At 42.3% G+C, this 26,611-nt stretch carries 24 protein-coding genes, 2 tRNA genes and 1 rRNA gene; 18 read left to right on the top strand and 9 right to left on the bottom strand.

The window, feature by feature from the left end; all coding sequences use genetic code 11:
• Positions 1-1,051, bottom strand: a 16S ribosomal RNA gene (locus H7844_11315); the annotation flags it as partial.
• 467 nt (positions 1,052-1,518) lie between these two features.
• Here H7844_11315 and H7844_11310 point away from each other — a divergent pair.
• Genes H7844_11310 through H7844_11295 form a run of 4 tightly spaced genes read left to right on the top strand, consistent with a single transcriptional unit; the run spans position 1,519 to position 4,402 of the window.
• Positions 1,519-2,259 (top strand): hypothetical protein, encoded by a 741-nt coding sequence (locus H7844_11310; GenBank protein ID MEO5357872.1) that lies wholly within the window; start codon positions 1,519-1,521, stop codon positions 2,257-2,259.
• Positions 2,237-2,962: a 1-(5-phosphoribosyl)-5-[(5-phosphoribosylamino)methylideneamino]imidazole-4-carboxamide isomerase gene (gene hisA, locus H7844_11305; GenBank protein ID MEO5357871.1), complete on the top strand. Its 726-nt coding sequence runs from the start codon at positions 2,237-2,239 to the stop codon at positions 2,960-2,962. Before H7844_11310 ends, hisA begins: the two co-directional genes overlap by 23 nt.
• 8 nt (positions 2,963-2,970) lie before the next feature.
• A complete protein-coding gene (gene hisF / locus H7844_11300) occupies positions 2,971-3,816 on the top strand; it encodes an imidazole glycerol phosphate synthase subunit HisF (GenBank protein MEO5357870.1) in 846 nt (281 codons plus the stop codon).
• A 55-nt stretch (positions 3,817-3,871) separates the two neighbouring features.
• Complete coding sequence (locus tag H7844_11295; protein ID MEO5357869.1) at positions 3,872-4,402, top strand: CPBP family intramembrane metalloprotease; 531 nt, start codon at positions 3,872-3,874, stop codon at positions 4,400-4,402.
• 103 nt (positions 4,403-4,505) lie between these two features.
• Here H7844_11295 and H7844_11290 read toward each other — a convergent pair.
• The 3 genes from H7844_11290 to H7844_11280 form a co-directional block, all read right to left on the bottom strand.
• Positions 4,506-4,583: transfer RNA gene (locus H7844_11290), tRNA-Glu, on the bottom strand.
• 14 nt (positions 4,584-4,597) lie between these two features.
• Positions 4,598-4,670 (bottom strand) — tRNA-Lys (locus H7844_11285).
• A 34-nt stretch (positions 4,671-4,704) separates the two neighbouring features.
• A complete protein-coding gene (locus H7844_11280) occupies positions 4,705-5,652 on the bottom strand; it encodes a GDP-mannose 4,6-dehydratase (protein ID MEO5357868.1) in 948 nt (315 codons plus the stop codon).
• A gap of 128 nt (positions 5,653-5,780) precedes the next feature.
• On the opposite strand from H7844_11280, the gene H7844_11275 reads away from it, so the two are divergent.
• The 11 genes from H7844_11275 to rfaE1 all read left to right on the top strand — a co-directional run bounded on the left by H7844_11275 (position 5,781) and on the right by rfaE1 (position 17,288).
• On the top strand, positions 5,781-6,911 hold the full coding sequence (locus H7844_11275; protein MEO5357867.1) for a glycosyltransferase family 4 protein: 1,131 nt from the start codon (positions 5,781-5,783) through the stop codon (positions 6,909-6,911).
• A gap of 129 nt (positions 6,912-7,040) precedes the next feature.
• Entirely contained in the window at positions 7,041-8,093 is a 1,053-nt protein-coding gene (locus tag H7844_11270) for an NAD-dependent epimerase/dehydratase family protein (GenBank protein MEO5357866.1), read from the top strand.
• Positions 8,093-8,821: a nucleotidyltransferase family protein gene (locus H7844_11265; protein MEO5357865.1), complete on the top strand. Its 729-nt coding sequence runs from the start codon at positions 8,093-8,095 to the stop codon at positions 8,819-8,821. Before H7844_11270 ends, H7844_11265 begins: the two co-directional genes overlap by 1 nt.
• Complete coding sequence (locus H7844_11260) at positions 8,808-9,887, top strand: radical SAM protein (protein ID MEO5357864.1); 1,080 nt, start codon at positions 8,808-8,810, stop codon at positions 9,885-9,887. The genes H7844_11265 and H7844_11260 overlap by 14 nt, the downstream gene beginning before the upstream one ends.
• Positions 9,888-9,896: 9 nt before the next feature.
• Positions 9,897-11,021: a glycosyltransferase family 4 protein gene (locus H7844_11255; protein MEO5357863.1), complete on the top strand. Its 1,125-nt coding sequence runs from the start codon at positions 9,897-9,899 to the stop codon at positions 11,019-11,021.
• Between the two features lie 172 nt (positions 11,022-11,193).
• The gene (locus tag H7844_11250) at positions 11,194-11,970 is read left to right on the top strand and encodes a hypothetical protein (GenBank protein MEO5357862.1); all 777 of its coding nucleotides are present in this window, start codon (positions 11,194-11,196) and stop codon (positions 11,968-11,970) included.
• Positions 11,963-12,268: a hypothetical protein gene (locus H7844_11245; GenBank protein MEO5357861.1), complete on the top strand. Its 306-nt coding sequence runs from the start codon at positions 11,963-11,965 to the stop codon at positions 12,266-12,268. Before H7844_11250 ends, H7844_11245 begins: the two co-directional genes overlap by 8 nt.
• A gap of 35 nt (positions 12,269-12,303) precedes the next feature.
• Positions 12,304-14,511 (top strand): hypothetical protein, encoded by a 2,208-nt coding sequence (locus H7844_11240; protein MEO5357860.1) that lies wholly within the window; start codon positions 12,304-12,306, stop codon positions 14,509-14,511.
• Between the two features lie 97 nt (positions 14,512-14,608).
• Positions 14,609-14,797 carry a ferredoxin gene (locus H7844_11235; protein ID MEO5357859.1) on the top strand — a complete coding sequence of 63 codons (189 nt, stop codon included), beginning with the start codon at positions 14,609-14,611 and terminating at the stop codon, positions 14,795-14,797.
• A 49-nt stretch (positions 14,798-14,846) separates the two neighbouring features.
• Positions 14,847-16,259 (top strand): glutamate--tRNA ligase, encoded by a 1,413-nt coding sequence (gene gltX, locus H7844_11230; GenBank protein MEO5357858.1) that lies wholly within the window; start codon positions 14,847-14,849, stop codon positions 16,257-16,259.
• Between the two features lie 60 nt (positions 16,260-16,319).
• The gene (rfaE1, locus tag H7844_11225; GenBank protein ID MEO5357857.1) at positions 16,320-17,288 is read left to right on the top strand and encodes a D-glycero-beta-D-manno-heptose-7-phosphate kinase; all 969 of its coding nucleotides are present in this window, start codon (positions 16,320-16,322) and stop codon (positions 17,286-17,288) included.
• Between the two features lie 5 nt (positions 17,289-17,293).
• On the opposite strand, the gene H7844_11220 is transcribed toward rfaE1, so the two are convergent.
• The 4 genes from H7844_11220 to H7844_11205 form a co-directional block, all read right to left on the bottom strand.
• The gene (locus H7844_11220; GenBank protein ID MEO5357856.1) at positions 17,294-19,309 is read right to left on the bottom strand and encodes a bacteriohemerythrin; all 2,016 of its coding nucleotides are present in this window, start codon (positions 19,307-19,309) and stop codon (positions 17,294-17,296) included.
• Positions 19,310-19,641: 332 nt separating this feature from the next.
• Entirely contained in the window at positions 19,642-20,586 is a 945-nt protein-coding gene (locus H7844_11215) for a diguanylate cyclase (GenBank protein MEO5357855.1), read from the bottom strand.
• A 13-nt stretch (positions 20,587-20,599) separates the two neighbouring features.
• Positions 20,600-21,241 (bottom strand): hypothetical protein, encoded by a 642-nt coding sequence (locus tag H7844_11210; GenBank protein ID MEO5357854.1) that lies wholly within the window; start codon positions 21,239-21,241, stop codon positions 20,600-20,602.
• Complete coding sequence (locus H7844_11205) at positions 21,238-21,612, bottom strand: response regulator (protein ID MEO5357853.1); 375 nt, start codon at positions 21,610-21,612, stop codon at positions 21,238-21,240. Before H7844_11205 ends, H7844_11210 begins: the two co-directional genes overlap by 4 nt.
• Positions 21,613-21,799: 187 nt before the next feature.
• Here H7844_11205 and H7844_11200 point away from each other — a divergent pair, with 187 nt between their 5' ends.
• Entirely contained in the window at positions 21,800-22,603 is an 804-nt protein-coding gene (locus H7844_11200; protein ID MEO5357852.1) for a hypothetical protein, read from the top strand.
• A 13-nt stretch (positions 22,604-22,616) separates the two neighbouring features.
• Here H7844_11200 and H7844_11195 read toward each other — a convergent pair whose 3' ends face one another.
• Complete coding sequence (locus tag H7844_11195; GenBank protein MEO5357851.1) at positions 22,617-22,874, bottom strand: hypothetical protein; 258 nt, start codon at positions 22,872-22,874, stop codon at positions 22,617-22,619.
• A 54-nt stretch (positions 22,875-22,928) separates the two neighbouring features.
• Between H7844_11195 and H7844_11190 the strand changes: the two genes are divergently transcribed.
• Complete coding sequence (locus H7844_11190; protein MEO5357850.1) at positions 22,929-24,497, top strand: hypothetical protein; 1,569 nt, start codon at positions 22,929-22,931, stop codon at positions 24,495-24,497.
• Positions 24,494-26,473 (top strand): hypothetical protein, encoded by a 1,980-nt coding sequence (locus tag H7844_11185; GenBank protein MEO5357849.1) that lies wholly within the window; start codon positions 24,494-24,496, stop codon positions 26,471-26,473. The genes H7844_11190 and H7844_11185 overlap by 4 nt, the downstream gene beginning before the upstream one ends.
• The last annotated feature ends 138 nt before the right edge of the window (positions 26,474-26,611 follow it).

The following is a 26,611-nucleotide window of genomic DNA, read 5'->3' as shown; positions in this document are numbered from 1 at the left end:
AGCTGACGACAGCCATGCAGCACCTGTACGAGCTCCCGATATTACTACCGAGTCGTTTTCCTTTCGGAATTCTACCACTCGCATGTCAAACCCAGGTAAGGTTCTTCGCGTTGCGTCGAATTAAACCACATGCTCCACCGCTTGTGCGGGCCCCCGTCAATTCCTTTGAGTTTCAACCTTGCGGCCGTACTTCCCAGGCGGGGTACTTATTGGTTTCCCTTCGGCACAGAGCCCTAAAGAGCCCTACACCTAGTACCCACCGTTTAGGGCGTGGACTACCAGGGTATCTAATCCTGTTTGATCCCCACGCTTTCGCGCCTCAGCGTCAGTTAAGCGCCTGATGGCCGCCTTCGCCACCGGCCTTCCTCCAGATATCTACGCATTTCACCGCTACACCTGGAATTCCGCCATCCCCTCGCTCACTCAAGTTGACCAGTTTTCAGGGCAATTCCCGGGTTAAGCCCAGGGATTCCACCCCAAACTTGATCAACCGCCTACGCGCCCTTTAAGCCCAGTAATTCCGAGCAACGCTTGCCACCTCTGTCTTACCGCGGCTGCTGGCACAGAGTTAGCCGTGGCTTATTCGCAGGGTACCGTCATCATCTTCCCCTGCAAAAGTGGTTTACGACCCGAGGGCCTTCTTCCCACACGCGGCGTCGCTGCGTCAGGGTTTCCCCCATTGCGCAAAATTCCTCACTGCTGCCTCCCGTAGGAGTCTGGGCCGTGTCTCAGTCCCAGTGTGGCCGTTCATCCTCTCAGACCGGCTACCCGTCTTAAGCTTGGTAGGCCATTACCCCACCAACTACCTGATAGGACGCAGGCTCATCCTTTGGCGGATTACTCCTTTTACCGCAAGCATTACCTGCTCGTGGTCTTATCCAGTATTAGCCGCCGTTTCCAGCGGTTGTCCCAATCCAAAGGGCAGATCACCTACGCGTTACTCACCCGTGCGCCACTATGCACATGTATTGCTACATGTACACCGTTCGACTTGCATGTGTTAGGCACGCCGCCAGCGTTCGCTCTGAGCCAGGATCAAACTCTCAGTTTAAACCTAAATATCTTGCAATATCTAAATCAACCTAAGTTTTTCTTGGCTGTTTTTTTACTTACTCAATTTTTTTGACTGCATTTGTTCTCTCTCGAGAATTTTATGACAGGAGCACTACACATCTCTTAGGCTTGTCAAAGAACATCTAACTCAAACTACTATAACCCATATGATTTCTTTTGTCAAGTGTTTTTTTTAATAAATAAAAAATTTTTCTTAACACCGCTTTTTACCGCTTCAGACACTAATTCCAAGTAGCAGTCAAGAGAGTAACGAGGCGGCCGGGAGAAGGGGACACCTCCCTTTACAGGGGATTTCCCTTTGGGGGAGACGTCAAGGAGCTTTCGACGATACCAACAAAGTTAATCAAATGACTGCTGCTTGGTATAATTATTGGGATGTGTCTCAATTTAATTAATAAAATTTTAAATCCCACTTTTTACCCCTGTTTTTGCTAAAATAGATAAATGCTTATAGGTTATGGGATTTTAGCCGGTGAGACTGTTAAGGTGTCCTCACCAGGGATTGTTCAAATATCTGTATTTAAGGAATGGGATGGAAACATAAGCGCAGCGGTGAATACTTCAACATACTTAAAGTCGTTAGGGATACCTGCGGTTTTTCACCCTGTAGGATATTTTCTGTCGGAGACAAGGGAAGAGGTAAGAAGACAAAATATGGAAGTCTTGCTTTATTTGGCCGGACACGCCACTCAGCCCATTATCATTCATGATGAAACCACGCCCTGGGGAACACGACTGTATGGTCAGTATGAGGAGGCGTATGAGGAAGCCCTTAAGAAAATCACGCAATACTGTCCGGTGTCTATTGAAAATGCCTCTAACACAACAGATGTTACATGGTTTTGGAGCAGATTTGCCACCTCGATAACCCTTGACATAGGGCACATTCAGGCCGCAGGAATTGATGCTGAAACATTTGTTGCCGGCATGGACGGCGACCTCTGCAAGATGGTTGAATTTATTCACGTTCACCACGCCAACGGTCCCCACTACAACGGCGTCACCGACCACTGGGGCCTTACCCCAAACTGTAAAGAGCTCAAAGCACTGAGGAAATTCATCAAAAGGAACAGTACCGTTAAGATCATACTTGAAATCATAAACACTGATGATGTGAGAGAAAGTCTTACTCTCATAGAAGAGGCGGTAAGGGAGGTTCATAATGCTGTTAATACCCGCAATTGACTTAAAGGACGGATTCTGTGTACGGCTGTTGCAGGGTAAAAAAAATGAGGTTACACAGTACTCGGACAATCCGGTTAATACAGCCCGCAGGTGGGTTGAAGACGATGCGGAGTTAATCCATGTAGTTGACCTTGACGGGGCATTTACCGGAGATCAAAAAAACATAGAGAGCATAAAAAAAATACGTGCGGCGGTAGATATTCCTATTGAGGTTGGAGGCGGTATCAGAAGTATTGAACGTATCTCTATGCTTCTATCTATAGGTGTGGATAGAATAATTTTAGGCACAGTAGCTGTCATAAATCCCGCCCTTCTTGAGCAGGCATGTGAAAAGTTTCCAGGCAAAGTCCTCGTTGGAATAGACGCAAAAGATGGGAAAGTTGCGATAAAAGGCTGGGAAGAAGTCACAGAGGTTGACGCTCTGGCTCTTTCTTTAAACGCTGTTGCAGCCGGTGCAGCCGGAATAATTTATACAGACATAGTCAGGGATGGGATGCTTACCGGCCCTAACGTCTCCGCCACTAAAGCACTTGCTGAAAAAGTCAAAATACCGGTTATCGCCTCAGGAGGAATTTCAACTTTAAAAGATATTGAAAATTTGGCTAAAACCGGAATAATATATGGCGCAATAACCGGCAAGGCTATCTATAACGGTGCTATTAACTTAAAGGAGGCTATCGGGTTTCTGAAAACCCTTAAGTAAAGACAGCTATGCTTGCTAAACGAATAATACCATGTCTTGACGTCAGAGACGGGCGTGTTGTAAAGGGTGTTAATTTTGTAAATATCAGAGACGCAGGGGACCCTGTGGAGAATGCCGTTTTTTATGACGCCGAGGGTGCCGATGAGTTGACATTTCTGGATATAACGGCCTCTCATGAAAAACGAAAAATTATGCTTGATGTTGTAGAAAGGACAGCGGCTGAGGTCTTCATCCCTGTTACTGTTGGGGGGGGAATCAATACGCTTTCAGATATCAGCGACCTGCTTAACGCAGGGTGTGATAAGGTTTCAATTAATACTGCAGCGGTTAAAAACCCGGGATTTATTAAAGAGGCGTCGGAGCGCTTCGGAAGCCAGTGCATAGTTGTTGCAATAGACGCTAAACGCTGCGTGGAAACGGAGAGGGAAATCCCGGGTTGGATTGCTGAGCAGGAGAGCGTGTATCATCTTAATTTACATGCCGCCCCTTGTGCTGATGGAGAGCCCCGCTTTGAGGTTTATACCCATGGAGGGAGAAAAGCACGCGGGATAGACGCCCTCATGTGGGCTAAACACATGGAAGAGCTGGGGGCAGGGGAAATTCTGCTGACAAGCATGGACAAAGACGGCACCAAAAGCGGTTATGACATAGAATTGAACAGGGCAATTTCCGAGGCTGTGGGAATTCCGGTTATTGCCTCAGGAGGGGCGGGCACTCTGCAGCATTTATATGATGCACTGGCCTTTGGTAAGGCGGATGCCGTTCTGGCCGCTTCCATCTTTCATTACAGGGAGTATTCCATCAGAGAGGCCAAAGAGTTTCTCAACTCTAAAGGCATTACAATGAGGCTTTAGTATTTTGCCTGTCCAACCTAAAATTTCCAGAAACAGGCTCCTCTTACTTGCAATTATGACAGAAGCAGGCGCTCTGTTGTGTGCCGTTGCCATGGCCTGGTACTATGAGTTTGACCTCATCCCAACCCCTAAGAACATTTTAAAAGAGGCTGCTTACGGCATCCTCTTTGCAGTTTTTCCATTTGGCCTCTTTGTCTTCACTCTTTCAAAAGCCGCCGACAATATTGCTTTCCTTAAAAAATCAAGAATCTTTATGCTTAAAGAGATAAGAGGTCTGTTTTCAGAGGCAACGGTAGGAGATATTTTTTTTATTTCAATAATTGCCGGCATTTGTGAGGAAGCCTTTTTCCGTGGAGCTCTTCAGATAAAGACCGGATTGATAACATCGAGTCTGGTCTTTGGGCTTTTTCATTTTATTAACCCTGTGTATTTTGTCTTTGCAACACTCATGGGTTTATACCTGGGTGCTCTGTACTCCTTCACCGGAACCCTGCTTGCCCCCATGCTCTGTCACTTCGCTTACGACTTTGCCGCCCTCTGCTACCTGGCAAATTACACTGATACCAAGTTGCATTCATTCGATTAACTTTGTTGGCTTCGTCGAAAGCTCCTTGACGTCTCCCCTAAAGCTGGTGACGGTTTTTTAGTGGGGCTTGAGAAAATATATCCTTTAAAATCAAGGATATAAGTGGCGTCCCCAACGGGATTCGAACCCGTGTTACCGACGTGAAAGGCCGATGTCCTAGGCCGAGCTAGACGATGGGGACGTCGTTTTGTTCTATGAGTCGCCTGGGATTCGAACCCAGGACGCCCGCCTTAAAAGGGCGGTGCTCTACCAACTGAGCTAGCGACTCAAACTCAGCATTATAACCTATTGTTATATTATTGTCAATCAATAATTTTTTTGTAGTTTAAACTCTCTTTCAATGAATCTTCCAGTTTAATCAGAGGCTGCCAGCTTGTGTGTTGGAATAACTTCTCATACGAGCCTGTGATAACAGGATTATCCACGGGTCTTATGAGTGAGCTGTCTTTTATAACCCTCACCTCACAGTTGTAGAGTTTACAGTACAGTGTGATTATTTCCTTTATTGAGCGGCCGATGCCTGAACAGATATTATAAGCCTCACCGGTTTTGCCTTTTTTTAAGAGTAAGTAGTAAGCCCTTGAAACATCCCTGACATCTACAAAATCCCTTATTATTTCAATGTCTCCGGCAACAATTGTATTATCGGATGAATTTTTTGCTTTTAAAATCTTTTTGCCTAATGAGCTGACAACAAAGTCCTCCGGCTGTCCGGGCCCCACGTGGTTAAACGATCTCGTTAACACAATATCGAGTCCAAAGCCTTTTACATAGACCTGCGACAGGTGCTCCTGCGCTACCTTTGAAACCGCATATGGGCTTATGGGGTTAAGTTGTCTTGTCTCTTTTATCGGAATCTCCTGCTCTCCTACTATGCCGTATTGCTCGGATGAACCAATTGATAAAATCCGGCATTTAAAATCTGAATATCTCAGTGCCTCATAAATATTCAGCACCATTTCCATATTTTTTAAAAAACTCATATCCGGCTGTATCCAGCTGTTTCGTACAGAGCTCAGAGAGGCTAAGTGAATTATATAATCCGGCTGTATCTTATTAAATACCTCGCCTACCCTCTTTTTATCCAATAAGTCCAGCTTAACAAAAGAAAACTTTCCATGGTAATTTTTCTCAAAGGGCGGGTTTATATCAACTGCAATTATCTCGGCGCCCCCTTCCGCCGACATTATGTAAGAGGCAATATAATGCCCGACAAACCCGGAAAAACCTGTTATCAGATATTTTGACATTCTTTAGTGAAAACCCTCTTTTAATATTGTTACAGATATTGTTATCATTATAAGACGCTTTAGCAATTTGTCCATTTTAACATAATTTTTGGATATTGAAACCAACAATAAAACATGGAGGCTTAACCGTGAGACTGGCAATTGACGCAACGGTCTTAGAAGACAGGCATCCGACGGGAATAGGCAATGTCGCTTTAAATGTCGTAAACAAACTCTCTGAACTACATGATGACATTGTAATCTGGAGCGTGGAAGAGAGTCTTCTTAAAATTGACAAGTCAAAGCTCAGGTTTCCTTTTTCAGAAAAAGGCAGGCGTATACTAGGTAAAAACATATATCTTGCGCGTGCGCTGTGGACTCAACTGTCACTTCCGTCTCTTCTTAGGAAGGAACAGGCGGACATATTTTTCAGCCCGATAGCCGAGGGTATTATAAAGCCCCCGATACCACAGGTTGTAACCATTTATGACATCACACCCATACTATTTAAAGAACATGTACCGCTGTTAAGAAACCTTAGTTTCAGGTACAGACTTCCTCAGGTTTTTAAGTATGCTAAAAAGATTATAACAGATTCATATGCCGTGCGGGAGGACATCATCAACTACTATGGTTTGAGGCCGGAGACGGTGGAGGTAGTCTATGTGGCCTATGATACAGGGCATTTTAAGCGTACCACGGATGAGGCCACAGCAGGTGTGTTAAATAAATACGGCCTTGTCAGGGGTGAATATTTTATATATGTCGGAAGCATAGTTGCCACTAAAAACCTTGACACTCTGTTACGTGCTTTTTACAAATCAGGCCTTGATAAGACCCTTGTGCTGGCAGGGAAGATTGCAGAGGCCGGATACTACAAAAAGCTGCTCTTCATTAAAGAAACCTTGAAATTAACAAATGTTAAATTTGTAGATTACGTGCCCTATGAAGATTTACCTGCGCTGTATAGCGGGGCGGCGGCGCTTACCTTTGTTTCCCTGATAGAGGGATTCGGTATGCCTGTTGTGGAGGCGATGTCTTGCGGCCTGGCTGTGATTAGCTCCGACAGAGGGAGTTTGCCTGAGGTCTGTGGCGGTGCCGCCATTGTAACAGACGCCCTGAGTGAAGATGAAATCAGCAGAGCTATGATTGAGCTAGCCCAAAACACGGCAAAGAGGGAAGAACTTATAAAGAGAGGCTATGAGAGAATTAAGGAGTTTTCATGGCAAAAAACAGCGGGCAGAATTTTAGAAATCTGCAAGGAGGCAGCATTTTATTAATACATCGGTTGCATCCGGAAGTACACGCATACGGCAAGGAGCTTTCGACAATGCCAACAAAGTTAATCGAATGAATGCAACTTGGTATGAGGCAATTGAAGGCATCCTGGAAGAGAGGGGAGGTGTGCAGTGAAAAAGGTATTAGTAACAGGCGGGTGCGGATTTTTAGGGTCCCACGTTTGCGAATTCTACACAAAAAGGGGAGATGAGGCCATAAGTTTCGACAACCTGTCAAAGCACGAGCTTCTTAGAACTGGTTTTGCCGTTGAGGAGGCAAGAGGTTTTAATAAAGTTTTTCTGGAAAGTATCGGCGTGAAAAATATAATCGGAGACGTCAGAAACCAGGAGCTTCTCCTTGATGCCGCCTCCGGCTGTGATTATATCGTACACACAGCCGCCCAGCCGGCTATGACAATCAGTTGGGAGGACCCGGCACTTGACATAACAACAAATGTTATAGGTACCTTTAATGTCCTTGAGAGCGCCCGCCGCCACAAGATCCCTGTTGCCGGCTGTGCAACAATACATGTCTATGGTAATAAGATAAATGAAACCCTCATTGAGACCCCGACAAAATACGTAAGGTCTCCAGCGGGTATAGATGAAACCCATCCCACTCTTGAGGGAACCCTCACCCCCCTCCATGCTTCAAAAGCAGCAGGGGATATTTATACAAGGGCATACATTGACACCTACGGAGTTAAGGCGGCCAGCTTTCGGCTAACCGGCATATACGGCAGCCGGCAGTTTGGAGGTGAGGACCACGGCTGGGTAGCAAATTTTTCGATACGCACCGTGCTAAACCAGCCGATTACAGTTTTCGGGACAGGCAAACAGGTCCGGGACATAATCTACGCAACGGACGTCTGCCGCGCTTTTGAGGCATTTTATAACTCACAGGTGCCGGGAATTTACAATATCGGCGGCGGGCTTGAGACTGCTCTGTCCCTACGGCAATGTATAGACATACTGTCGGAGATAACAACGAAACGCCCGGAGGTGCGTTTTGATAAGGACCGCCACGGAGACCTCAGATACTTTGTCTGTAACATTGACAAGGCACGCAAACACCTTGAATGGAGCCCTGAGATTAAACCCAGGGAGGGAATTGAAATGCTGGTTGACTGGATAAATTCCACCGAATTATTTTTTAAACCGAATCACCCCGAGGGTAACTCGTAGTGAAAGCTCTTGTGCTGGCGGGGGGGCGCGGCAATCGCGTTAATGAGGTATCATCCACTATGAATAAGTGCATGATAAAGGTCAACGGCAGAGCCGTTATTGAGTACGCTCTGGATAATGCCGTAAAAACAGTTGTTGACGAATTGGTAATGGTGGTGGGGTACAGGGCCGAGGACATTATAAACACCTATGGGAACACATATGGCGGCAAGCGCTTAAAATACGTGATTCAATGGGAGCAAAAGGGGCTGGTTCATGCTCTGGAGTGCAGCAGGGAGGCGGTGTGCGGGGATGACTTTGCCCTGTTTCTCGGTGATGAGCTTCTGATAAACCCCAAACACAACGAAATGATTGAGCAATTCAACCGCACCGGTGTTTTTGCCCTCTGTGGTGTATTAAAAGTAAATGACAGAAATTTTATAAAAAAGACATATACGCTCATACAAGATGACACAGGCAGAATTTACAGGTTAGTTGAAAAACCCTCTAATCCCTTAAATGATCTAATGGGTACGGGTAATTGTGTATTTAGAAACGCAATATTTAACTATATCGGGGTAACTCCGGTACACCACCAAAGGAAAGAAAAAGAGCTGCCCGATTTAATCCAGTGCTCTATTGATGACGGAAAGGAGGTCAAGTCTTTTATGATTTGTGACAGGTATGCTAACATTAATTCCTTCGGGGATATGAACCAGGCGGAGAGTTTTTTCAATGAACTACCTTAGGTCATTGAAGCGGCTGGCGGCTGCTCTGAGGTATAAGGGCTTCAGGTATGCCTGGAATTACCTGCATTACCACTTTTTCTGGTTTTTAAGGCATCCGCTTATTATTAAATACCTGTACCTGTTTGAGCCCTATCCACAGTACATAGAGGTTGAGGTAACAACGCGGTGTAATCTCAGGTGTATCCAGTGTGAACATACGTACTGGAAGGAGCCGGCGGTGGATATGCCGTTTGAGAAGTTTAAACATATAATCGGGCAGTTTCCAAATCTTAAATGGATAGGATTAACGGGAATCGGCGAGAGCTTTATGCACAGGGATTTTATTAAAATGCTCCACTGGGTAAAGGAGCGGCATGTAATAGTTGAGCTCTTTGATACCTTTTACTTTATAGATGAGGATATAGCACGGGAGCTTTTAACAATCAATATTGAAAATTTCTATATATCTTTAGATGGTGCAACAGCTCAGACGTATGAAAAACTGCGTGTGGGCTCAGACTTTAAAAGGGTAACGGAGAACATAAGAACCTTCTTCAGACTCAAAAGAGAAATGAACTTGTACTTCCCTGAAATAATCTTTCACTTCATAATACATAAGCTAAACTATCACGAGGTGCCGCAGTATGTGGACTTTGTTGCCGAGATTTCAGAAAACTCCGGGGTTGCCATATTTTACTCTCAGATGCTTCACCGCTACAGAGAGACAGAGGACATGTTTATGAAGATACCGGATGAGGTAATAGAAGAGGCGGAGAGAGCAGGTAAGAGACACGGCATTAAAATAACATGGAACCTGGACGTGCAGCGGGAAAAGCCCCCCATGAGCAGGTGTCTGGAGTGGATAATGCCCTTTATCTTTGTAACCGGTGATGTAATTCCCTGTTGTGTAGGAAATGAGGCGAACCGGCGGGACTTTCAGAGAGAGACCTCCCTGGGTAATATATTTAATCAGAGCTTTAAAGACATCTGGAACGGCCGGAGGTATAAGGAACTGAGGAAAACGCTCAAAAGCGGCGGCTGCCCGGCGCCTTGTGTCAGCTGCAGCATCTATGAGAGGCGTGGGTAATTTAAACAAATGAGGGTACTTATAGTAAATCCACATATGTTCATCTACGGCGGGGCCGAGCTGGTTATCGTTAAGCTCTCAAATTACCTTAGTGCTAACGGGATTGAACACGCACTTCTGACAACTAACATTATCCCCGAGATTGAGAACGACCTGAAAAACACAGAGATCATAAAGGCTCCGTTTGAGGTCAGAAATAACTGGAGCGATTTGGCAAAAAACATTTGGTTTTTAAACAAAGGCATACGCAGAAATATAGCTGGCTTTGACGTCATAAACGCCCACAACGCACCTGCCGAGCTGGCTGCCGTTGCCCAAGGCAAGCCTGTAGTCTGGCTTTGTAATGAACCTCCTGAGGTGCTCTTAGGCGGAAGTACTCACAGAGAGGGATTATTAAAGAGGTTTACCAAGAATGTTTTTTACGGATTTGACAAACAAGTTGTAAAGAGATTTATTAAAAACGTGGTTGTTGCGGATGAGTTTAACGCTCAACGCTTCAAAAGGTTATACGGCATAGAGCCGGATATAATCCCCTACGGGATCAATTACGATTTTTTTTCCTTGCCTCCGGAAAACTTAACCCGCAGAGCAGATGGACGATTCACAGTGCTTCATGTCGGGATAATTAATCCGTTAAAAAACCAACTGGCAAGCCTTAAAGCAATAAATATTTTAAGGAGGGACATTCCTGAAATACTGTTGATTCTTGCAGGGCATCAAGAAGATCATTATTATGCCGAGGTAAAGGAATATATAAATGAGCATGAGCTGAAGCCATACGTTGAATTTACCGGACACATTAACAGGGACCGCCTGAGAGAGCTTTTTTACAGCTCAGGCGTACTCCTTCATCCGATAAAGTCCCAGGGAGGGTGGCTCACTCCGTTTGAAGCCCTCAGCGCCGCACTGCCCATAGTTGCTTCAAAGGACATGACAGCTGCATCAATCATAGAGTGTGAAAATATCGGAGTCGTTACCGATAACTTTGCTGAGGCAATTCTGGACGTCTATAAAAGTTATGATAAATATAAAGAGCAGGCCGGGCGTGGACGGCTTTACGTTAAAAACAATTTAACCTGGAATAACTTTTCGTCCTCCATGGTTAAATCCTTTGAAAAAGCCTGTAACAGGTAAGTCTATTTGACAAAGGTTTTTTTATATGGTATTTTAACCTATCATGTGTTTAGTATATGCAGAACATGTTTTTAGACATTATAAAAGTGTATCAGGTAGTCGTGCAGCGGCCTGAGACTTGTTTAGTTTTATGAAGAAGAGCCCCTTACGCATTGACTCTTATGAGAATTTTATGGAGAGTGACTCTATCAAAGAAATAGAAGCGCTCCGTCAAATTGACTTCTATAAGGCTCGCGATGCTCAAGAAAAACTTACAAATGATTTAAATGATTTAAACAAAACAACTGATAACAAGCTTTTTACCAGAGCGGTAGAGGGAAGAGCTAAAGATAAGGAAAGCCTTTTTAAAAAACTTTTTAAAAAAGTAAAAGAACAATCTAAGACAGAAGGATTAACGTATGAACTTTTAAAAAATTGTTATTTAGATATCAAAGATAAAGCAGGTGTAAGATTTGCGTGTCACTACAGTGACCAAATAGAACATACGATTGAGACATTTATTCGTCCACATTTGAATGGATTAGGATATGCTGCTGAACTTAGAAAAAATGGCTATGAAGATGAGAATTACTTAGCTGGAAAGCATGCAATAGATGGAAAGAATCTAAGTAGTGGAAGGACCGGTTATCGTGCTTACCATTTTTTTGTTGGAGTAGTACTAGATACTATGGTATATGATGATAGAAAAGAAATTTTTATTTGTGAGGTTCAAGGCAGGTCATCCCTTCAAGATGTCTGGGGGATAATATCCCATGAGTTAATCTATAAACAATTTGATGGTTGGGAAGTAGATGATGAAAAAACCAAGGAACGTATAGGTAATCTTATGAATAAGATTAGCGATTCTTTAGATGCTACAGATTCATTTCTTATTGAGGTAAGAAATCAGGTTGATGCAGCAAAAAAAAGGAATAAAAAAAGGAATAAAAAAGGGGGTAAAAGTGCGTAAATTATCAAAGGGTCAGTTATTTGGAGAGTACTCTTTTAGTCTTGAACCATCAGACAAAGTGCAGTTAAACAGTAAAGCATTGGAAAATGAGGCAAGCCGTTTGAGAATACAGAACCCGGATAGTATTTCCGGCCCTTTAGCTCAAAAAGCTTATTCTAAACCGTGGGAAGACGATATTATCTTTAGCCTAAAAAATAAAGAAACATTTCTGAAAGATAGAATTAAGAGATTTAAAACAGAGCTTGAGCTAAAAAAAGATGCTGTGAAGAATATTAAATCTATGGGTTGGAATAGCTAGCCACATGAATAGCTATTTTTTTATACTCAAGTAATATGGCTAAAAAACTCAACAGAGATATTTTCCGTATTGGCGACACTGCTGTAAGAATAATATTTCTCAAGACAGTTGTAGGCATGGAAGAAAGCGTATATATTTCTTATAAAAAATATCTTGATGATACTATGAAAGATTCGGGCATTTCAGAATTTTTTGGATTTAAGATATTTGGTGAATACGATTTATGCTTCATTATCTTTAGACGGGATTTCAAGCATGATATGGCATACTCGGGTACGATTGAAGGGATTGTTTACAGTACGGAAGTTCTTTGTTTCATGTGGGACAACTTGCACGGAAGCAAACGTAAAAGTGTAAAAAAAGGTAAGTACTTTAATAAACCACTGATATGTGTAAGTATTATTAAATTGGCCCCTTTTTTTCTAAAAAATAAGGATAATGATGATTTCAACAAAATTTTAAGTAGTTTTATGAATAATGAGAACATCATGGTTTTCGGAAATTTGGGTTGGGGTGAAATTGTTCTGGTTTATGCATCAGATACTTTCAATGAAATATACAGTAGTTTTATACAAAAAATAGACCCCAAAATTATAAAAATATCAGTAAAGTTATTTTCCCAGATAGGCATAAAGTTTGATATGATTTTGGATAACTCTATAGAGAATTGCCTGTCAAAAGATGAGATGGCTGCAAGCAATGCGTTTTATCCTTCTGTTTTTATCTCATGCAGACCGTCTGAGATAGTACCATTGTATAATAAGTTTCTTAGTTATATGAAAAATTTAACAGAGATAGTTGAGTCAACACCAATGATAACCTACGGTTCTTTTGATTTCACTGTGGAGATTACAAAGGGGAAATGGGGAGAATTTATAGGAAAACTTATAGAGTTTCGCAGAGAAAACAGGATTTCAATTTTCAAAACATCTGTACAGATTAAAGGAGCAAATTCTTTTTCATGTTCTGAACAATTAAGCAAAAGTTATTATTTACCAAAAACAATAAAAATAAGTTCAGCGGCGCTAAGCAAAATTAAAGATATAAGCACTGGTGCAAAGGGAACCATCTTAGCCACAGTATATACTTTTAATCAATATCTACAAAATGAATTACTTTATGATTCTATAGAAGATATGGTTGATTATGTGGACGAAATGAAGACAATAGCTTTCGACCAAACACTTAGAAGTAAGTTTCATTCAGGGAAACTCAACCAAACTCATTTAGAATATTTAGAGACAATGATTAACAATATAAAAGATGGATGTAATCAAAGACTTGGAGGGTATTTTCTTCAGGAGGGAACTGAAGACTTCTCACCATATAAAGGGGGCAAACAGGTTTTATTAAAAGCCCTTAAGGCTGTATGCAACGATATTTCAAATAATATCGGATTGGGCAATTGGACAGGGTTTATAAATATTGGTAAATACAATTATTACAGTCATTATTATAAATTAATAATTATGCCATATGATATTACTTTTTCAGTTGAAATGTATTTTGGCATTTTTCACGAAATATGCCATCTGTACCGTTTCAGCAATACAGATGAGATGGTGAGCTTTGAGGATGTAATTATTGATGATAAAGATAAATTATTTGGTGAATCACTATGCGATCTTTTTGCATTTCAATGCGGGTTCTTATGTGATTATGAATTGTATGAAAAATCTTTGTTATCATTTCTTTCAGAATTAATACACACTGATGGGAATTATGAAAAGGCAGGGGAGTATTCTTTAAGAATGCTTTTTGTATATATATATAAGGAGTTAAGCAATAAAGAAGTGCTTTTTGATGATGAAAAACTTAATGATAAAAACCTTGATCTGGAAAATAAATTCGATGAGAAGCTGGATTATATAGTGAAAACGTTACTAAATAATGACAATGAAAGTTACGTAGAAATATATAGAGAAATTATAACTAAGAAAGCAGAGTTCTTATCTTTTTCGAAAACAATTTCGGTCTATTTCGGATTTCTTTACAAGCATAAGACAAATTGGGAACAATTTTATTTATTACGAAAAGATAAATATGGAGATAAGAAAATACAATCTCAAACAAAACGACTACTTAATGGTGAAGTCCTTTATGATGTAGAACATCCGCAGCTGATTATCCTGTCCTTAATGAGAGAAAAAATAATAAACGGTAATAATATTTCTTTTAAAACAAATATGGCTGCAATTCAGTCCTTCATTGAATGTTATTACAAACAAGAAAATGCTAAGTAATATTTGTTTATATTTTTGGAAGTAACCTTTTTATCAAACATCAGTTGAATATAATATATAGTAACTCCTCAAAGTTTTGTGTTACAATAGGGCCGTTATGATGGTAAGAGTGGATGATGATACTTGTATCGGCTGCGGTAGATGTGAGGAGCTATGCCCTGCGGTTTTTCATGTTGATGAGGAAATCGGCAAGTCAGAGGTAATTGACCCCGAGGGGTGTGATTATGCCGGATGTTGTGAGTCTGCGGAGGAAAACTGTCCTGTCCACGCAATACACATTGAATGACCCTGCCGTTACGCAAGTCAGTGGTTTCTTGTATGAAAAGGAGGATATTTTGTCTGAAGACGTAAGAGTACGGTTTGCACCAAGCCCTACAGGTTATCTCCACATAGGGGGGGCAAGGACTGCTTTATTTAATTATCTCTTTGCACGTAAACACAACGGGACTTTCATTTTGCGAATTGAGGATACCGACAGGAGCCGTTCCACGGACGAATTTATAGAGGCAATAATTGACGGCATGAGGTGGCTTAACCTCAACTGGGATGAGGGGCCGATTCGACAAACCGACCGCTCAGACACTTACTATAAGTATGCAATGGAGATGCTTGAAAACGGAAACGCTTACTACTGTTACTGCGAACCGGATGAGCTTGAAATGCGAAGAAAAGAGGCTCTGGCTCATGGAAAACCTCCGAAGTACGACGGCAGATGCAGAGACATTAAAACCCCTCCGGGCGGTATAAAACCCACCATCCGGTTTAAAATGCCGCTTGATGGGCAAACCGTTGTTGATGACATGATAAAGGGCAGGGTTGATTTTGAAAATTCCGTCCTTGATGATTTTATAATAATGCGTTCAGACGGCTCTCCCACCTATAACTTTGTTGTCGTATGTGATGACATTGACATGGGGATAACTCACATCATAAGGGGGGATGACCATCTTAACAATACCCCTAAACAGATTCAGATTTACCGTGCTTTTGATAAAAAAGCGCCTGCATTTGCCCACTTGCCGATGATCTTAGGCTCCGATAAGACAAGATTAAGTAAACGCCACGGGGCAACATCAGTTTTAGCGTATAAAGATATGGGGTATCTGCCGGAGGCGCTGCTTAATTACCTTGTGCGTCTTGGCTGGTCTTATGGCGACCAAGAGGTCTTTACTATTGAGGATTTGAGGGAGAAATTTTCACTCGACTCGGTAGGGAAATCCTCAGCCGTGTTTAATCCCGAAAAACTCCTGTGGTTAAACAGTGAGTACATTAAACACTCCGGCCCCATGAGACTGGTACCACTTGTAAGACCGTTTCTTTTATCAGCAAACATTGTAGATGAAACATACGAGTTTGACGAGCAATGGATATCTAATGCTATAAAAACCCTTCAGGAGCGCTCAAGAACACTCCCTGAGCTGGCAAATTCCCTTAGATACTACATTGCCGACACAGTTGAAATTGATGAAAAAGCCGGCAAGAAGTTTATAAATCAGGAAACAAAACCGTTCCTTACCGCCGTGTTTGAAAAGCTGCAACTTCTGGAAAACTTTACCGCTAACGATATAGAGGCTGTTTTTCTGTCTCTGATGTCTGAGCTTAACGTGCAACTTGGAAAAATCGCCCAACCTGTAAGAGTCGCCCTGACAGGAAACACTGTAAGTCCAGGGATTTATGAAGTTATAGAAATTATCGGCAAAGAAAGAGCTTTAAAACGAATAAGTAAAGCCATTGAGTCAATAAACTGAAATGTTGTTGTATTTTTTTCTTGATTTACAGCCACCATATATTATATCCTTCTTTGAGAAATGCCTTTTAAGAATATCTTAGACAGATTCAGAGATAAGCACATTTTGGTCATAGGGGATATAATACTGGACCACTATGTGTGGGGGAAGGTGGAGAGGATATCTCCTGAGGCACCGGTGCCTGTGGTGGATGTACAAAGGGAGAGCTATCTGTTAGGCGGGGCCGGTAACGTGGCAAACAATGTGGTCTCCCTCGGGGCCTCTGTAACAGTATCCGGTGTGGCAGGGGATGACTACAACGAGGCTGTTCTGTCCTCTTTGTTTAAAGAAAAAGGAATCAGTACTGCCGGCATATACCGCGATCAAAGGCCGACTACCACAAAGACCCGTGTTATGGCACACAGCCAGCAGGTAGTCCGCTTTGACAAAGAAAGCAGAGCTTCCATCGGTAAGTCCGCCTTAAAACATATAACGGAGTATGTAGGAGATAATTTTAACAGCTTTGACGGCATTATTATCTCAGACTATAAAAAAGGCGTAATAACTCCGGGATTTATTAAATTTCTCGTAGATAAAACAGCTGGGAAAGATAAGTTTATATCGGCTGACCCAAAGGTTGGGCACTTTCCTTACTACCACGGAATATCCCTCATAACTCCTAATAAAAAGGAGGCACAGGAGGGCTCCGGTGTCATTATTGAGGATATGCAATCTCTGATTAAGGCAGGCAGAAAACTCCTTAAAACACTGAACTTAAAAAGTGTGCTGATAACCAGAGGCGATGAGGGAATGAGCCTTTTTCACGAAAATGAGATTCATCACATACCTACTGTGGCTAAAGCAGTGTATGATGTAACAGGCGCAGGAGATACGGTGATATCGGCATTTACACTTGCACACGTCTCAGGTGCAACACTGGTTGAAAGCGCAGTAATAGCAAATCATGCCGCAGGCATTGTGGTAGGGTTTGTAGGGACGGCGGCAACTACAGTTGATACCCTGTTATCTTCACTTAGTGACCTTACCTGACAACACTAAGCATGTCCCCTGGTTTTCAGAAATCTACCTAACAATATATCAACGTTTTTTATATGAGCTTTGAGCCAATTGTCAACCGCATGTTGAATGTCCAAAAGCAGCGTCCGTGAGGGGCCGTTCTTTATAAATGTTTCTTTAAATCCCCCCACTGCATCCATCAGTGCCTTGTGTTGTGCTATATGAGAGGTGTAATCGGGATAGTCATATTTTTTCATAAGTCCCTCTTCCATTGAAAAATGCTTTACTATGTAATCCTCAAGAAAGTGCAAAACCCTCGCTATTTCCTCCTTCCCCCTGCCCTCAGACATAACGGCAAGCAGGTCATTTTTCAACTTAAACAGTTCCTGATGCTGTTTGTCGATTGTCTGGTTTCCTACAGAAAACGTCTCATCAAACTGCATACCTAACCCTTCAGTTTTATGAGATTCATGACTGATGTGCAGAGTGTGTGCCGCTTCAGATATATCCACCTTTGCTATGACATCGGCACTTGTCTTAAACTTTGCCGAGGCTGCCCTTAAATCAGAGGAAATGCCGGTCATCACTGCCAGATCTTCAATTACCTCATCAGCCATATGGCCCATGTCAGACACTACAGCGGAGGTTTTTACCACATTGGTGGCAACCCTGTCGGAAAGCTCAACCTGTCTGTCAACCGAGCTCTGTATTTGCTGTACCTGATCCCTTGTATGTCTTACACTATCTACTATCGTTGTGAGGGATATGCCGACATCGTTAATATACTCGGTAGCTCTTGACACTCCTGCGGAGGCGTCCTCCATCGACTTAGCGGTACCTCTGGAGTCATCCTGAACAGTTTTAATTTTCTCGTATATTTCTGCGGTTTGCTTTATTGTCTTTTCCGCCAGTTTTCTTACCTCATCCGCCACAACTGCAAAGCCGCGTCCCTGCTCCCCCGCCCTTGCCGCCTCTATTGCAGCATTAAGAGCAAGGAGGTTTGTCTGGTCTGCTATATCGTTGATAACAGTTACAACATTGCCAATATCCGCTACACTTGCATTGAGGTTTTTAACCATTGCCGATAACTCCACTGTGGAGGAATGTACCTGATTTATTATTTTTATAGCTCCATCAGAGACATCCTTACCCTTATGTGCACTTTCCATAGCAAGTGCAGATGCCTCAGACACCTTTGAGGTGTTAGCGGCTATGTCGGTAATCGTAAGCGCTAAATCCTCCGCAGCACCGGCAGACTGCGATGCCTGCGATGCCAGGTTTTCATACCCTTGCCTCGTCTTTTCCGCTTTTGACCTCAGTATTTTTTCCGTATTTACCGAAAGCCTGTCTGCTATGTCCAGTATTGTATCTATAGTGCTGCTGAAAGAACGTATCATTTCGTTCATGCCCTGTGAAAGTATCCCGATTTCATCCTTACTTCTATAATCTATGCTCAACCGGAGGTCTCCCCTCACCAGTGTATCCACCTTTCCGGCAAGCATTGAAAGAGGCACGGAAACATGCTTGTTGCTAAATATCCAAATGATAATTAAGATAATCAAAGTAAAACATAAAATAACTATTTGTATATGCTTGAGTGCATCTACCTTATTCTTTGAGAACCTCTCAGCCTCTGACACAGCTTTGTTGGTTAGTTCAAAATACTCCTCACTCTGCCTTACAACGGCATCTCTGGCAGCAGGGTCGGTTCTAGCCTTTATAACATTATCTTTAAGCTCACCCCATGACTTACGCACTTCCGCCATAATAGCGATGTAATTGCCGTCGGTAGCCACCGGCAGCATCAGCTCACTGCTGCCGTTAACTAAACCTTCTATGATCTTATCTAATTTTTGTATTAAATCGTCCATCGGTTTCCCTGCTGCTTCCATCTTTACAAGCCTCTGAGTTGCCCCCCTTACAATACCGGAATAATTAACCACTTTAGCGTCAAACTCCATTTTGTCAAGCAACAGATAAACTGAAACAGCACTGGTCAAAGTCAGCAGAAAAATCAAAAATACCGTACCCCTTATTTTTGTCTTAATTTTCATATATATCCCCTGTATTTTTTTTCAAAGTTTTTTACTGTTTACCACAAACAACGCGGTAGATATAGTGTATGTATTAGCGTAACTGTTGTCAATGGGGTAGCCTGAATCTGATATAGAAAATCCGGCAGCCCGCTAAAAGGAGACTGTGCAGCAAACTGTGTCAAGCCTGAGAAAGGCAATGAATGCAACCAGGTATCAGGGTGGCTTATACCAAGTTGCATTCATTCGATTAACTTTGTTGGCTTCGTCGAAATCTCCTTGACGTACGAGCATAGTACGCCTATGTCGCTTTCTCCTTGCCGCCTCGTTACTCTTTTGACTGCTACTCGGTATTAGTAAATGGTAAGCCTGTTGCGGCCTTCTTTTTTTGATCTGTAAAGGGCTATATCGGCCGCGTTGACTAATTGCAGATAATCGTCTAAAGTGCTTTTGTAAGCGGAAAGCCCAAGGCTTATGGTCACATGTATTTCTTTGCCGTCAAACCCTATTACACTTGTTTCAACTCTCTTACGGATTCTCTCACAAACGCCCTGAGCGTCACTTAAACCGGTCTCAGTCAATATTATCAAAAACTCCTCTCCCCCGTACCTTGCCAATACATCCGATAATCTCAGCTCCATAGCCACCAGCTTTGTCACCTGCCGTAGCACCTCATCCCCGCCGGGATGGCCATAAGTGTCATTTACTTTTTTGAAAAAATCTATGTCCAACATCGCCACCGTAAACTCATTACCATATCTTTTAGATTTATTAAACTCCTGTTCCAATTGCTTTTCCATATACCTGCGGTTAAATGTAGAGGTAAGCGTGTCATATTGGCTTAACTGCTCCAGAGTGCTGTTTATTTCCTTTAACTCCTCAAGCTGTTTTTCATACAGGGCAACATTTGTCATATCCTGAATAACTATAGTTGCGTAGTTTTTTGCGCTTACTGAGTCAACCACAGGTAAAAATACGCAATCCTGATACATAAAATCAGCGGAGCCGGTGATTGGCCGGCTATTAATAAATTTAAATAAATACGGCCTCTGTTTCCATGATGTAAATGAAAAATTCTTAAGTAGAAAAACGCTTTTTAATTTAAAATCCAACCACTCCTCAGATAAGTACGGAAACTCCTTAAAAATGTTCTTACCTATTATCTCATCAGACTTTAATCCGCTGTACTTTTCCATAAATTTATTCCAGATAACTATTGTATATGCCTGATCTAAGACCACAACACCGACACTTATATCCTGCACTATGATTTGTAAAACATTACCGTCCATGTTCATCTGACCTCCATAATCACATTGTTTCAAGCTGTTTGTCTAAGTAGATTTTTATTGTTTCAATGGATTTTTCAGACATAAAGACAAGAAGATCACTTTTAAATGCCTCACTTTTTAACTTAAACTTAATTTTCACAAACAGAGTGTAATCCCACTGAAGTTGACGCCTCATAAAAATGCTATATAATAGTTTATTGAGCTCCACCTGCTCATTTATAATTGCCGGTGGAGAGAAAGTCATCTCTGTTTTAAATAGTTGGTTTGAAAATCCGTTTATGCTTGCTCCGCTAACTATGTTGGAAATTTCAAGAAGTAACTCATTTTGCCGGCTTATGTCCATTGCCAGTGAAAACCCAAGGACTTCAGCTACAGCTGCAAAAGAACTTTCGCCAAAAAAAACAATTGTTTCACCCTCCACCAGGCTGTCGTTATAAAAGGTCTGCCTGATAGCGGTTACTGTTTCATCTTTATTAAAAGCAGAATCCTCCGTGATTGTCTCTATGATTTTTTCAGCTTGTACAATTTTTATATCCGGTATGGAGAGATCAACAAAAGAATTCAGCAAAACGGCAAGGCCCTTTCCAGCCTGTCCCATTGCCACATTAAATAACTCCTTTAACAGATCGTATTCATCCTCGTTATAAGCAAGTTCTTTCATATAAAATTGTTCTCCTTAAGTACTTTCTCCGTGGCTTCATAATCAAGGGGTTTGCACAAAAACTCTAAAGCTCCTAATTCTTTGACCAATGCCTGTGCCTTAGGCTGAATATCAGCAGATAACACGATAACTTTTATACATAGCCCCTCAGCCTTGATAATCCTTAAAACTTCATACCCATCCATTTCCGGCATTGTCAAATCCAAAAACATTAAATCATATTTACCACTGCGCGCACGCTCCAGCGCCTCCAGACCATTTACCCCTTCATCTATTGAGACAGACTTTCCTTCAAATATCTCCGCCAGCTCTCTGCATAAAACCCTTCTTGCACTTTTTGAATCATCCACTACTACTACAGATAATCCCATCCGAATGCTCCCATGTTTAGTTTTTACGGACTTATGTTAACATAAATTGTTTCATAAATATAAGTACTTCGCCAACTCTGAAATAATTAAATTTACATCATCACTTTTATCAGATTTATCACAGTCTCGAAAGTCAAATAACAGATAATAAGTGAGGAAGTAAACGATTTTGATAGAGGGGTAAAAATTGAGTAAAAAACAAACGGCTTCAAATTCAGGCGTGAAAACGGCCTCACTTTCGGTAGATTTTAAAAGTTCAGGGACTGCCGGCGCCTTAGGGTTTACATTTAAAAACAACACAGATAAAAACGGCACAAAAACCTCATTTGTGCCGGTTGATGACACGGCTTATTATAAATTATACCCTGGCGGAAAAAATCCTTCTCTTTGGGCCAACACAGGCTCTGTTTCAAATCAGGGAACTGTCAGCGAGGACATCCTTGAGTACATATCTGTGGTAAAAAGCACCTCAGTCTCATTAAGTAAAGAACCCTCCGGTACAATAACCTCACAATGGAGCGGAGAGCATGAGGGAAGTGACACTTTTACTGTCAGCGGTAAAACTATTACTTTTCCCAAAGAAACAACCGGTATATTAAAATGCTCTTATACCGCACTATTTGATTCACTTGAAATTACATGTGCTGAGACAACAGAAGTCTTAATTATAGCCTCAACAGATGACCGCACAGGCAGCGTATCGGTTGACTTCACAGCATCATCCACACAAAGAACAACTTATCTGACTGTAAAAGACGCATGTAGCAGAGAAACCCTCGAAAGTGTGAGTATCTATATAGATAAAAACGACGACAACGGTTATCAATACATCGGAGCTACAAACTCAAGCGGACAGCTTTGCCTTGGAGAGCTATATACGAATAAAAAATATAAGTTGAAAATGAAAAAATCCGATTATCAAAACTCAGATGACGACACTATTAAAAACGATGAGTTTACAGTGCCGGAAGAGAGTGATAGTGATAGTTAGAAATGATACTGAGTTACTTAACGATGCCTAAGAGCTTGATAATAAGGTCTAACGCCCGGGGATTACTCAGAACAATGAGGAAAGCAAGAATGAGGAAATATAGCTTCATTTCAGATTTTGTCACCATGTCTGATCTGATAACTTTTAGATCGTCTTTATATTCGACTTTTGACTCTTTAGACACATCCTCGATCGTTTCGACCAAAGCCTTAGTTTCAGCCTCTCCGAGCTTGTCTTTAAGCATCATGTATAATTCGATTGTTTTAGACATAATTTTAATATACCACATGGCTAATAAATTTACAACCCCCTTTAAAATAACCTCATGACCGATTTTAACCTCACAGCTTACCTTGAAAAAAAGAAATTCGAGTATGCCGGCATTTGTAATCCATCTCCATGCCTGGATACCATAACCGCCTCAGACATCGTAAACTCCACAACCGGCACTGTTGACGGCGTGATGTTGACAGCTCCCATGTGTGAAAGCACCAACACAGATTGCACCACCGCTAATGTGGTGGCTTATATGTTAGCCGCCGGCAAGGAGCCCATAGACTGCCTGTTTTGCACTGAGGCTTGTGGAGAGATAAAAGAACAAGACGACGGCTCCGTTTCTATAACTCAACTACCGGAGTCCTTTAGTGATTATGATTGCATCTCGGAGTGTATAAAGCAAATTAAATGGTCCCAGGATTACTACAACAGCCAGTCCCTTAAATATGACGCTAAAAAAGGCACATATAAAACTACAAAAAAGAAGAACTACCTGGACAGTATAACCCTAAACGTAACAGTACCATCCATCTGCGGTATAACCGGGTTATTTATAAACTCGGAAATATCAGAGTGTTACGCATCTGTCAATTATTCCGGTACAACCGGAGCCATCCCTGAGGGGACAGAAAGTATTTGGGTACATGGAGGTAAGTGGAGTATCACATTTGACTACAAGAGTACCTCTTTTTGCTTTTTCCCTGGTGAGTACATAGTGGCCTATGCAAATCTGCTTGATTATGACGGCAGGTGCAACCCTCTGCTGATAGGTTGGACATACTTTGAGACAAAGTGTCTGACCTCGGGCTTAATACGCGGCTGCGGGTTGATAAAGGATGAGACTAAGAGCATATCGAAAGAGATGATTTATGTACAGAGCAGGGTTTATACGGCACTCTCTAAAAATAATATTAAAGAAGTGACCGTGTATGACAGCTCCGGTAAAAAAGTGAAACCGTACTACAGCTATACTGCCACTGAAACCGTACCGGTAAAGTCCAAACAAGCCTTAAAACATAAAGACATTACAAGTGTAATTGCGTACGTTCAGAATGATTCAAACGCATTTTCAGCAAGCGATTACAGTGTTGACACAACTTCAGGAATTCTGACAATACCGGCTAAAAGCACAATGTGGAAATATAGTTCCATAACAGTGTGGTATCAATACACGTTAAGAAATTACGATCTTGAGGCCACCACAGGACAGTTACGAGTGTCGCAAAATGCAGTGGATTTAAAAAGCGGGCAGGCAGTCTATGTGGATTATAAATATGTGAAATCCACCGTGGAGGCGGGAGGGGACGGTTATGAGTTTCAGGATGAGTGGAGGGCTGACAGCAGGCTTCACTGGTACGTTACTTATAAGGGCAAGAGGTGTTGGCTCAGATGTTCCGACTTTGTTAAATGGAATACCGGTGACAGAGTGCTGATTCACAAAGGAGGCGCCGGTAAAGTAAAGGCAGAGGATACGGAGGCATACATTAAGATGCACAAGTGCAGAGTAGTGGATGAAACCAATAAAACCCCTGAGGATGATTCACTTTCAGACGGTGCCGTTGCTTACTCCCTTGACAGAGAAGTTGACTTTATCCTGCCGGTTAAGGTAACGCTGTGAAATTAGAAGATTACACCGGCTCCTCGCTCTGGGGCAACCTGCGCATCCTCTGGGCTAATATTGACTCCATAGACAGCGACAACGACACCGCAGACATAACCGTCCTTGATGAAAACAAAGAGAAAACTGATGAGACATTTGAAAACGTAATCTTCTTTTACAACTGTCAGGATGATATGACAAAGCGCAGCAACGGCGCTCTTGAGGGCTCCTCAATGGCATTTGAGAAAAACGATCAGGTCTATGTCGGCTATGACCTAAGCGGTGAGGATAAAAGCAATTTAAAAATCATCGGCAGGCTTGACGGCCTTAAGAGCTGCGGGGAGTCGGTAATATTACTTATAGTTGACGACAGCGCTCAGTATGAGCAATCGGATAGTGTAACCTATGTACTTAAGCAATATACTATCAGAAAGGATTTTACACTTTTGGAGCTTGAAAAAACCGGTGCTAAGGTCAGTAAATATCATAACGGCACGGCGCTTGTTATTCAGGGCTCTGAGGACAAAAACAACAGTGTGGCTACAGTTGCCGATAAGTTTGGATTTTCAGAGCGGTGGGATGATGTTGACGGTAAGGAAACATCGTGGCGCTCCACGGTATCAATATTAGACAGCAGCTATATAGTCGGCTCAAACAGCGCATGGAACCCGGATGAGGGAATGAGTACAAACTCAAAGGCACGGCGCAATTACATCATTAATGATGACGGGGAAATCACAAGCTGTTACTATGCAATAAAGACGGACGTATTAGGTACATGTTATTGCTATATAGGGGCATATGCCACAAATCGCAACCTCCTGAAACAATGGATAAAGTACAGAGAGAGTGTGGGAGAAAATGAAATAATCGGCTCCACATATTGGACGGATTACGAAACGGGGGCGGCTGATGCTGACGGCTATGAGTGGAAGTATCACAGGGTAATAGCCGTGGTGTCAAAGACGGCGGCGCTGTTGATGACCAAAAAGAAGGTGCAGGCGGAAAGCGGATTTATAACGAGGCCTGTGACGGTGACAGTGGAGAGCACGGAGCATCAGAGCAGTTACGGCCTCTGTTATAACAATGGTTGTTATATCGGAGCACCGGCATGGTACGGGGTAATTACAGAGTTTACAACGCTTAGACGGGACACACACGAGTATGGGATAAGAAAAGAAGACGTAACCTATCATGAAACGCTCGAAATCGGCACTCTTAAAATTGAGGAGCTGCAATATAATATAAAAGTGGAAGAAGCGCAAAACGACCTTAATTTTTATCCATTTAGCACAACTGAGGTCTCACGAACGGAAACCGACACATGTCATGGGGATTGCAAATCGCATGAGGTAACCTGTACGGATAGTTTCAGCGGCGGAGTAACATGCGATGATTTTGAGCGGTGGAATGTTGATTTCAATGTGCGAACCGGTAATTATTGTTGGTATGGAACATTGCCGGGCGTACAGGTGGAAGCAATTACAATACCGGCAGGGGGCAAACGTACGGAAACCGGCGGCAAGGACATACACATACTGGGGTTTGACAATTATCAGGGAGAAAAGTACATCATATTGTTTTATGAGAAGGCAGATGTGGCGTTATCAAATGAATGGGACAGCCTTGGAAGGGACATAACATATTCATACACGATAAATACAAAATACTACATGTACATAAAATCAGATACAAGCACAGTGAAAACCCTGCTTACAACTAAAACCGAGACCTATGGCCTTGACGGAGGCACTACAGGCGGCAGCTACGTAAGTAAGGTGTCCTGCCAGATAAACCGCGGGATGGCCGTTTATACTTACTGCATACACAATGCGGAGACCGGCACATTTGAAAAGCGAGTGGTGGGGTATAGGAATCTCACTAACAGTAAATACACAACGGGGCAGTCAAAAGAGTATGAAACCCGCAGCAGTTTGAATGTGAGCGAAACATACTGGCAGTATAAGATAGCAGTGGGGTTGACTAAGGGGTAATAATACCAAATTGCAGTCAGAAGTAAACGCAGGCAGCTGGGAGCTGCCCTCCAACTTTTTCTGCCGCAGCTATTGACTAATTCATGTTGATTTGTTTTAAATACACTGATGTTTAGAAACATGAAATCAGACAGTTAT

This window comes from Nitrospirae bacterium YQR-1, assembly GCA_039908095.1.
Lineage (GTDB): Bacteria > Nitrospirota > Thermodesulfovibrionia > Thermodesulfovibrionales > Magnetobacteriaceae > Magnetomonas.
Note: the sequence above shows the minus strand (reverse complement) of the source record. Positions and strands in the feature narration are given on the sequence as shown.